7 protein-coding genes are annotated in these 8,915 nt (G+C 71.3%); all 7 read right to left on the bottom strand.

All coding sequences use genetic code 11. The features are described 5' to 3' along the window. Positions 1–123 precede the first annotated feature (123 nt). Entirely contained in the window at positions 124–348 is a 225-nt protein-coding gene (locus tag AB0M39_RS35230) for a hypothetical protein (RefSeq protein WP_365371179.1), read from the bottom strand. Between the two features lie 166 nt (positions 349–514). Next, positions 515–703 (bottom strand): hypothetical protein, encoded by a 189-nt coding sequence (locus tag AB0M39_RS35225; protein ID WP_365371176.1) that lies wholly within the window; start codon positions 701–703, stop codon positions 515–517. A 50-nt stretch (positions 704–753) separates the two neighbouring features. Next, positions 754–1,263, bottom strand: a complete 510-nt coding sequence (locus AB0M39_RS35220; RefSeq protein ID WP_365371174.1) for a hypothetical protein — start codon at positions 1,261–1,263, stop codon at positions 754–756. A 173-nt stretch (positions 1,264–1,436) separates the two neighbouring features. Next, entirely contained in the window at positions 1,437–1,961 is a 525-nt protein-coding gene (locus AB0M39_RS35215; protein WP_365371172.1) for a hypothetical protein, read from the bottom strand. Continuing rightward, entirely contained in the window at positions 1,961–2,830 is an 870-nt protein-coding gene (locus AB0M39_RS35210; RefSeq protein ID WP_365371169.1) for a hypothetical protein, read from the bottom strand. Before AB0M39_RS35210 ends, AB0M39_RS35215 begins: the two co-directional genes overlap by 1 nt. Positions 2,831–2,880: 50 nt before the next feature. Continuing rightward, positions 2,881–5,559: a glycosyl hydrolase family 28-related protein gene (locus tag AB0M39_RS35205; protein WP_365371166.1), complete on the bottom strand. Its 2,679-nt coding sequence runs from the start codon at positions 5,557–5,559 to the stop codon at positions 2,881–2,883. A gap of 13 nt (positions 5,560–5,572) precedes the next feature. After that, the gene (locus tag AB0M39_RS35200; RefSeq protein ID WP_365371163.1) at positions 5,573–8,872 is read right to left on the bottom strand and encodes a polysaccharide deacetylase family protein; all 3,300 of its coding nucleotides are present in this window, start codon (positions 8,870–8,872) and stop codon (positions 5,573–5,575) included. Positions 8,873–8,915: the final 43 nt, after the last annotated feature.

The raw sequence follows: 8,915 nt of genomic DNA, 5'->3' as shown, positions 1-8,915 counted from the left end.
GTTCCGGGGCGGGGGGCGGGGGGCCCAGCACGGCGGGCAGGGCCCTCGGGATGAAAGGGATCATTCTTTGCTGGTCTCCTTCGGTGGCCCCCGGCCGGGCGGGGGCTGATCTGCGCGGATGGGTTAGTGGCAGTCGGGGCACCAGCCACCGGCCTTGCGGACCTGGCCCTCGTCGCCGAGGCGGGCCAGGCGGTGGACCGTGAGGTGCGCCTTGCAGATCAGGGCGTAGACGCCCTGGCGGCGGCCGACCTGGCAGCCCTGGCGGGGCTTGTCGTAGAGGAGCTCCCAGCCGGAGCCGACGACCGTCTCGCCCTGGGAGGCGCGGGTGGTGCGGGCGGTGGCGTTCATTTCGTCCTCCGGGGAGTTCGGTTGGGGGCTTCCTGCCCCCTGGTGTGACACCAGATTAGCATCGTGACCGAGAGAACGCAAATCCTGTGTCTCACCGCGTCTCGCCTCAGGGGTACAGAGCGAGGCCGCCCGCTCATGGCGGACGGCCTCGCAGGGGGAACTCGGGTCAGGAGCTGGCGGCGTTGCACACCAGGCACGGGGTCTTGACCGGCTTCCGGTCCTTGCCGACCACCATCACCGTGTACCCGAGCCCGCCGGGGCACGCACTGCAAGCGCCCCTCCGGCCCGATCTCCGCAGATCGCCCATGACCTCCACGACCTCCGCGTAACGGGGATCAATCCACTGGCTTCGCATCCCGCCTCCTTCGCCCGAACTCTCCAACCTAGCCGGTGCTTGACGGACCTTCAGCCAGTCACGGAAGGAGGCGCCGAGCACGCGGAGCCGCCGTCGTGGCACTCGGTGTGCATGCAGTCGGCGGTCACGGCGGCGTTCTCGTCCATCACCCGCGTCCACAGCAGCTCGTTCGGCTGGTAGCCAGCCGCGCGGATGGCCTCCATGGAGCGGACGGCGGCGTCGTCGCGGCGCTCCAGGGTGCCGCCGTCGGCGGAGGGGAACTCGGGGACGTGGTGGTTGAACTTGCCGATCTTCGCCGCGAGGCGCTGCTTGACGCGGGTCGCCAGGATGATGGCGTGCCAGCCCTCGTCCACCAGCCGCGACGGGCTCAGCGACTTCTCGCCGGTGTTCGCGGCGCAGGCGGCCTCGAACTTCAGGGCCTCGTCCACGATGGACTCGGCCAGCTCGCGCTCCATGCCGCTCTCTCGGTTGGCGCGCAGAACGACCTTCGTCACCAGGTCGAAGTCCTGATCGCTGATCAGGTCGCGGGCGGTCTGCTTGAGCTGAGTGCTCACGGACATGCTTGGTCTCCCTCGGTCATGCCGGGACGCGACGTCCTGGCGTGGCGCAACATTAGCGCATAGTGACGGCGTGCGTACACCCTGTGTCTCACCGTGGGGATAAAGGTCGGCCCGCCCTCCCGGCCATCGGGGCCAAGGAAGACGGGCCTAGCAGCAAAGCAATCTCAGGGTAGCTACAGGTCGACGGTGAACTGGAGCGCGACACCGGCGCATCCGCCCAGGCTGCCGATCGGGTCCTCGGACATGAGCTCCTTGGGCCGGTCGCCCAGTGCCTCGCAGCAGGCGAATGCCGTACGCAGCGCGCGGGCGTCCGCCAGGAACCCCCAGGCGGCGGCCGACCGCTGCTCGCACGTCGGGGCGGAGCTCCCGTCCGGGCCGACTGTCGGCACGCAGCGGTAAACTCCCGCCTCCACCCACGCCCGCACCCGCACCGGCTGGCACTTCTTCATCGCGATCCGGTTGCCGGTCGCCGCCGGGTCCAGCCGCACCAGCCGCACCCACGCCTGGCCGTGGCCGTTCGCGCAGTCGCAGTCGCAGAAGTCCGCCGGGGGGTAGCTGTTCCCCCACACCAGGCACGCCGCACACGGCGGCCGCCCGGCGGCGGCCAGCTCCGCCGCGACGCACGCCACGAACGACTGGAGCAGCGGCCCCAGTTGCGGGTCGGCCGCTTCCGGGGCCGGAGGAGCGGGGGCGGCCATCAGTAGGACTCCCTTCCGTGCTGCGCCCACGGGGCGGGGTCCAGGTCCAGGCTGAACACCGCGGACGGCTGGATCAGGGCATTGGGGTTCACGGTGCGGAGCCAGGTGTCCACGTCCCGCAGGCCGGTAAGCCCGTTCTCCAGCCACTCGCCGGGGTCGAAGATGTCGTAGGTGACGCCCTCCCTGGTGACCGTCTTCACGCGGTCGGGGAGGCGGCAGCCGGACGCGCCGGTGCACTGCTTGTAGATCTCCGAGGCGAGCGATCCGAGCGCCCTCATGCCGGCCACGGGGACCGGCTTCCCTCGCAGGTACAGCACGCTGAACGTACCGGCTGCGGTGATCGGCTTCTCCAGGTCCTGGCACGTCGGCCAGCACGGGCCCTCCAGTCCGCCCGCGCGGATCAGGTCGGCGTAGCCGGTGCGCCGCGCCAGCGTGTACTGATCTGCGGGGATCACCTGGCCGTCGACCCTGACCTCCGCCACGGCGTTCACCGGGCCCGGCAGCCGGATGACGCACGACGGCTGACACGAGCAGGACTCGGTCCGGCAGGAGCAGCCGTGCTCGACCCAGCGGCCGTACTGATCCGGCGCGGACGATCCGCGCGGATCGAAGAGGAAGCCGGTGCCGTGGTGGTCCGGGGTGCACGACCGGCGGCACGGCCTGATCAGCTCCGGGCACAGCCCGTACCGCCCGGCCGTCCGCCGCCACAGCATGTCCGTCGCGATCTCCACCGCCGTCACATGCTGCGGCGTCCAGTCGGACGGGTCGTCCGGGAAGTTCGGGGCGCACGCCGTGTCCAGCGGCCACGCGCACGGACTGTCGCCGCCCGGCTGGATCGGGCCGGGGACGGTCGGGTTGATCACGGGCACGGTCGGTACCTCCCACTCATCCGCGCGAACTCACAGCGTAGTCAGCCGGGTCAGTTGCTGGTGGTCACGTAGGCGTAGTACAGATAGCCGACCCCGTTGGGGGTGCTGGCGGTGAACGCCCCGCCGGTCACGGTCGGCGGCGTGGTGAGGCCCGTGTTCGCCCCGCCGAACGCAGGCGCCACCGACTGGATCGCGTTCGCCGATCCCTCGCCCACCAGCGACGGCATCGTGGTCCCAGCGACCAGGACCGCCACGTAGTGCAGGCCCTCGTACGTGGTGGTGTACGTGGTCGCCGACCCGGCCGTGGTCTGCGCGACGGCCAGCGTCTTCACCGTGTTCGCGGCCCAGGCGGCGGTCGTCGCGTCGGCGGTCCGCGCCACGGCGGTCCGGTTGTTGGTCAGCAGCATGAACCACTGGTTCGTCAGCGACGCACCGGCCGTGCCGCCCGACGCGAAGCTGATGTGCGTGATCGTCTTGCCGAACGGCAGCCAGATCGGCACGAGCACGAGCAGGCCCGACGTGTAGCTGGAGGACGTGCCCACCCGCAGCCGGGAGCACGTCTCCCACCGGTCGGCGGGCTGCATCGCGGTCTCGCGGTTGTTGGTGCCGTAGAGCGCCGAGACCTGCCCGTTGAAGTAGGCGGCGTCGCCCCACGTGGTCCCGTTGACGGTCCAGTCGCCGTCGGTGGTCAGCGAGCCCGCCGAGTCCCGGTAGAGCCACGTGTCCAGGGCGGCGTTGCCCGGCCCCCAGTACATCTGGCCGGTGGCGAGCTGGTAGAAGCGCGGCTGCGTGTCGCCCACGGCCCGCACGTCGCGGACGTGGTGGGCGGAGGTGGCCGCCTCCTGGTTGATCGCGCCGTTGGCCTTGAGGACTCCGACGTCGGCGCGGATCAGGCTCGTGTCGGCGGCGGCCGCGCCGCCCGGGCCCCACCACATCGCGCCGTCCGCGTTGACGTACCACCGGCTGGCCGTGTCACCGGCGACCCGCGCGCCGAAGGCGTTCCCCCCGGCGGTCGAGCGGTAGACCCGGAGCAGGCCGTCCGTGATGGACAGGGCGTTGGCTGCCTCGCGGGCCAGGAAGACGTCGCGGGCGGCGCTGCCCGGCCCCCACTCCATCGCGCCGGAGGCCAGCAGCCGGAACCGGTCGAACGACTCGCCGGTGACCTGCGTCGCGAGGGTGTTGGTGGTGGTGGCGGGCTGCTTCGCGGTCGCGGTCCCGCTCCAGCCCCACGCGGTGGTGGAGCTGATGGCCGGGGCGGCGGTGGTGCCCGTGGCGGTGATGATGCTCGGCCCGAGCTGGACGCGGGTGTTGGTGCCGTCGTCGAGGATCGGAGTGGTCGCGGCCTGGACGTAGGCGTCGTCCAGGGAGAAGGCGACCGTGGTGTCCTGGAGGTTGACCCCGATCTGCGGGGATGAGGTGCCGGTGCCGTTGTCGTCGACGCCGGGGAACACGCTCAGCCCGGACACGGCGACAGGCGTGGACGCTCCGTAGCAGGCCAGCCCGGCGTACCCGCCGCCGCCCGCGCCGCCGTTGCGGCCGTCCCGCCGGAGCATCAGCCCGGAGAACACCAGCGGCGGGGTGCCGTCGGTCGCGATGCGGATGCCGTCCCAGCCGTTGCGGTCCGTGGAGCAGCCGGTGGCCACCAGCGCGCCAGCCCCGGCGCCGGTGCCCCAGTCGCCGGTGAAGTGGTAGCCGTAGTTGCCGTTCCACTCCGCCCGGCAGCCGATCATCTGGGAGTTCGCCAGGTTCGTGAGCTGGAACCCGTTGGCCCAGTTCCCGATCGCCTGGCAGTCGACCATCGTCAGGTCGGTCATCACGTTGAACACGTAGCCGTGCGCGTGGCAGTTGTCGATCATGACGCGGTACATGCGCCACGAGTAGGGGAACACTCCGGCGTTGTCGCCGGTGTAGATCCCGTTGCCGGACATGCGCCGGATGGTCACGCCGTGCATCACGACGTTCTGGATGTTCCCCTTCGCCTCGATCCCGTCCAGGTTCGTGGCGGTGTACGGGTCGCCGTCGATCATGACGTTGATCAGGCGCTGCTCTGCGGAGATGGCCGGGTAGCCGCCGGTCGCCGCGTCCAGGAGCCGGATGACGGCCGCGCCCGTGAAGGCGGCCAGCGGCCGGATGCGGCAGGGCGGGTCGGTGAGGCCGGTCACGAGCATGAGGTTGGAGTGCGGCATCATCAGCGTGACGCCCGGCGGGACGACGAGCGGCGCGGAGGTGCGGTAGTCGCCGTTGGGCAGGTAGACCACTCCGCCGGACGGGCACGCGTTGAGCGCGGCCTGGATCTCCGCCGTGTCGTCCGCCGTGCCGTCGCCGACCGCGCCGTACGTCTTCGCGTTGAGCCAGTCCGTGACGCCCTTGGCGTTGAGGACGTCGGTGACGGTGAGATCTCCGGTCACGGTGACGTCGCCGGTGACGGTGCCGCCGGTGAGCCGGTTGAGGTACTTGGCGGCGGCGTCGGCGATGGCCGCGTCCCGCCCCGCGTTGGCCTTGGTGGTCGCCCCCGACTGCGTCTCCAGGGCGGCCGTGTCGGTGATGCCGTGCACGGCGGTGGTGTCGGCGGCGTGGGTGTCCAGGTTGCCCTGCACGGTGGCCACTTCGGCGTCCGTGGCGTACCCGGCGACATCGCCTGTGACGGTCAGGTTCCCGTTGACGCGGACGTTCTTGTTGGTCGTCAGAACGCCCTGCACGTACTTGAGGTCAATGTCCTGCAAAGTCACGAGTTCACCCTTCTCAGGAGTACAGGTGCATGACGTCGGATACCGGCACGACGGGGATGCCCCGGGCGTTGATGCCCGCCATGATCAGCCGGAAGTCGGTCTCGGAGCACTCGGTGCTGACGGTGGCCGCGCCCGCAGTGATCTTGTGGAAGACGAGGACCAGCCAGCCTCCCGCGAGCTGGCACCGGTCCAGCAGGCCGCCGCTCGCCACGAGGTTGGCCGGGTTGTTGGCCCCCGACTGGAGGGAGCTGATGGACGACACCGCGCGCATCCGCATGGGCATCCCCGCCGGGTAGGACTCCGTGGGGAAGCCGGTCTGGTGGAGGATGGTGCGGCCGGTGGAGAAGTAGCGCGAGGCGATGGCGTCGATGCCTACGCCGTCGGTCGTCTTCTGGTACTCGCCGCCCGGATAGGCCACGGACTCCCCGGCGAACCCGTTGCGTACGAGCCAGGATCGGCCCGCGCGGATGTCCGCGTCGACCTGGGCTGCGGTGTAGGTGGTGTAGCGGGCGTCGTGCATGGCGGTGGAGAAGGAGTGCAGTCCCACCTCCCAGCCGCTGAGGTTCTGGAGGGTCAGGTTCTGGGCGGCGGTCATCACGCCGGAGGTGCCGAGGGACTGGACGATGACGTAGTTGGTGCCGGGGAAGCCGTAGTCGTCCATGGCCGGGCGGGCCAGGTCCCAGATGGAGGCGGCTCCGTCGTCGAACACCACGCTCACCACCCCGCTGGGGAAGGTCGCGTTGGCCGCTTCGATGAACTCCACGGCCTGGACGTCGAGGGTGAAGGACTGGCCGCTGGTGGCGATGGCCTGCACCTGGAGATCGGTGAAGCCGGTGGTGGTGGACGGGAGGCCCTGGGCGGTCAGGGAGTAGCTTCCGGCGGCTGCGTTCACGTCGGCCCACCCGAACGTGAGGGTGATCCATTCGTTGGAGGAGCCGAGCTGCGAGGTGCCCGCGACCTGCCACAGTCGCCACCTGAAGTAGGTGGCCAGGCTGCTGACCCCGGCGAAGAAGTTGATGTTCGCGACCTTGGACACGTCGCTGATCCGGCAGATGATGCGCACGGCCTTGCCGGTCAGGTCGATCGGCGCCATGCCGTACCGGCGCAGGTTCGCGCTGCCTGCGGCGGTGTCCGTCGTGATGGACGCGTACTGCTTCCCCCGCACCGGGGCTGTCGTGTTGTTGAGGTTGGAGGAGGCGGCGCCGCTGGCCGTCCAGCCGTGCCCGGTCTGGAACTGGAAGCTGGTGGAGGGCCGCCGCCACGCTGGGGTCTTGCGGGTGGGGGCGATAGCGGCTTCGGCGATGGCCGCGTCCCGCGCGGCGTCGGCCTTGGCCTGGGCTCCGCTGATGGTCTCCAGCAGCGCCGTGTTCGCGATGCCGTGCACGGCGGTCGTGTCGGCACTGTGCAAGCTGACCTTGTCCGCCGCGCCGGACTGCGTCTCCAAGTTGGACGTGTCGCTGATGCCGTGGACGTCGAGCGTGTCGGCGATGTGCGCCGCCAGCGCCGGACCGCCGTCGCCCATCTCCGCGATGGCCTCGTCACGAGCCGCGTCGGCCTTGGCCTGAGCTCCGGCCTGGGTCTCCAGCGCGGCCGTGTCCGTAATCCCGTGGATCGCCGTGGTGTCGGCCGCATGCGCCGCGAGCGCCGTGGCAGCAGCAGCGATCGCGTCCGACTCCGCCGCGTCCGCCTTCGCCTGGGCTCCGCTGACGGTCTCCAGCAGCGCCGTGTTGGCGATGCCGTGGACCGCCGTGGTGTCCGCGCTGTGAGCGGCGACGGCCGCATCGGCCTTGTCCTGTGCCCCGCTCGCGGTCTCCAGCTCGCTGGTGTCGCTGATCCCGTGGACGTCCTGGGTCTCCAGCGCGTGCGCGTCCACGGCGTCGGCCGCCGCCTGGTCGGCCTTCGCCTGTGCCCCGGTGACGGTCTCCAGGTTCGCCGTGTTCGCGATGCCGTGGACTGCGGTCGTGTCCGCGGAGTGGGTGTCGACCTTCGCCTGCGCGCCGGTCACGGTCTCGAGCGCCGCCGTGTCCGCGATGCCGTGGACGTTCGTGGTGTCGGCGGCGTGGAGGTCGAGCGCGGCCTGGGCGGCGGCGGTCGCGGAGTCCTCCGCCGCGTCGGCCTTGGCCTGGGCTCCGCTGACCGTCTCCAGGTTCGCGGTGTTGGCGATGCCGTGGACGGAGGTCGTGTCGGCGATGTGGTCGAGCAGCGCCTGGCCGCCGCCTTCGCCGCTGGCGGCGATGGCCTCGTCCCGCGCCTGGTCGGCCTTGGCCTGGGCTCCGGCCTGGGTCTCCAGGAGCGCGGTGTCGGCGATGCCGTGGACGTTCGTGGTGTCGGCGGCGTGCGCGGCCAGGTCGGCGGCGACCGCGTCGATCTCCGCAGATGAAGCGAGGAGGCTGGTGTCGGCGATGCCGTGGACGGCGGTGGTGTCGGCGGCGTGCCCTGCCAGGGCAGCGGCGGCGGCGGCCTGAGCTGCGGCCTGCGCGGCATCGGCCTTGGTCTGCGCCCCGCTCTGCGTCTCCAGCACGCTGGTGTCCGCGATGCCGTGGACGTCGAAGCCGTTCGCCGCGTGATCGGCGAGCGCGGAGGCGGCTGCGGCCTCGGCGGCGTTGGCCTTGGCGGTGGCGTCGGCGGCGGCCGTGGCCACGGCGGCGTCGCGAGCGGTGTTGGCCTTGGTCTGCGCTCCGGCCTGCGTCTCCAGCAGTGCGGTGTTCGTGATCCCGTGGACGTTCGTGGTGTCCAGGCGGTGCGCCTCTACCGCGTCGCCCGCGCCTTCCTCGGCGGCGGCGATGGCCTGGTCGCGGGCGGCGTCGGCCTTGTCCTGGGCTCCCGACTGGGTCTCCAAGTTGGACGTGTCGCTGATGCCGTGGACGTTCTGCGTGTCCACGGAGTGGCTGGAGAGCTGTGCGGCGGAGGCGGCCTGGGCTTCCAGGGAGGCGGCGGCGGCCTTGGTCTGGGCTCCGGCCTGCGTCTCCAGGAGCGCGGTGTTGGCGATGCCGTGGACGGCGGTGGTGTCGGCGTTGTGCGTGGCGATGGCGGCGGCCACGTCGTCGGGGGTGACGTCCTCCTCGCTGACGCCGACGCCCACGCGGAAGGACTCGGAGTCGATGTGGATCCAGTAGAAGCCGATCTCCGCCCAGAACTTGAGGCGGCCGTCGTTGTCCGTGGCGCGCGGGTTCGGCAGTTCGGTGTCGCCGTCCGCGTCTGCGAACAGGGGGGCCAGGGTGTTGGACTCCAGCAGGAAGACCCGCGCCTCGATGTTGCGGGCCAGTTCGCCGCTCGGGAACCAGAACAGGTCGTCGTACTCTGCCAGAGCCACAGTGGCCTCCAGGGGCGGCCGGGCGGGCAGCCGGGGGCCGCCC

The sequence above is a fragment of the Streptomyces sp. NPDC051907 genome (genome assembly GCF_040681075.1).
Lineage (GTDB): Bacteria > Actinomycetota > Actinomycetes > Streptomycetales > Streptomycetaceae > Streptomyces.
This window is presented reverse-complemented; position numbering and strand designations above follow the sequence as displayed.

What these genes read in the sequence shown, in the direction of transcription:
- AB0M39_RS35230 (WP_365371179.1), bottom strand. Translation starts at nt 348, where the DNA reads ATGAACGCCACCGCCCGCACCACCCGCGCCTCCCAGGGCGAGACGGTC.
- AB0M39_RS35225 (WP_365371176.1), bottom strand. Translation starts at nt 703, where the DNA reads ATGCGAAGCCAGTGGATTGATCCCCGTTACGCGGAGGTCGTGGAGGTC.
- AB0M39_RS35215 (WP_365371172.1), bottom strand. Translation starts at nt 1,961, where the DNA reads ATGGCCGCCCCCGCTCCTCCGGCCCCGGAAGCGGCCGACCCGCAACTG.
- AB0M39_RS35220 (WP_365371174.1), bottom strand. Translation starts at nt 1,263, where the DNA reads ATGTCCGTGAGCACTCAGCTCAAGCAGACCGCCCGCGACCTGATCAGC.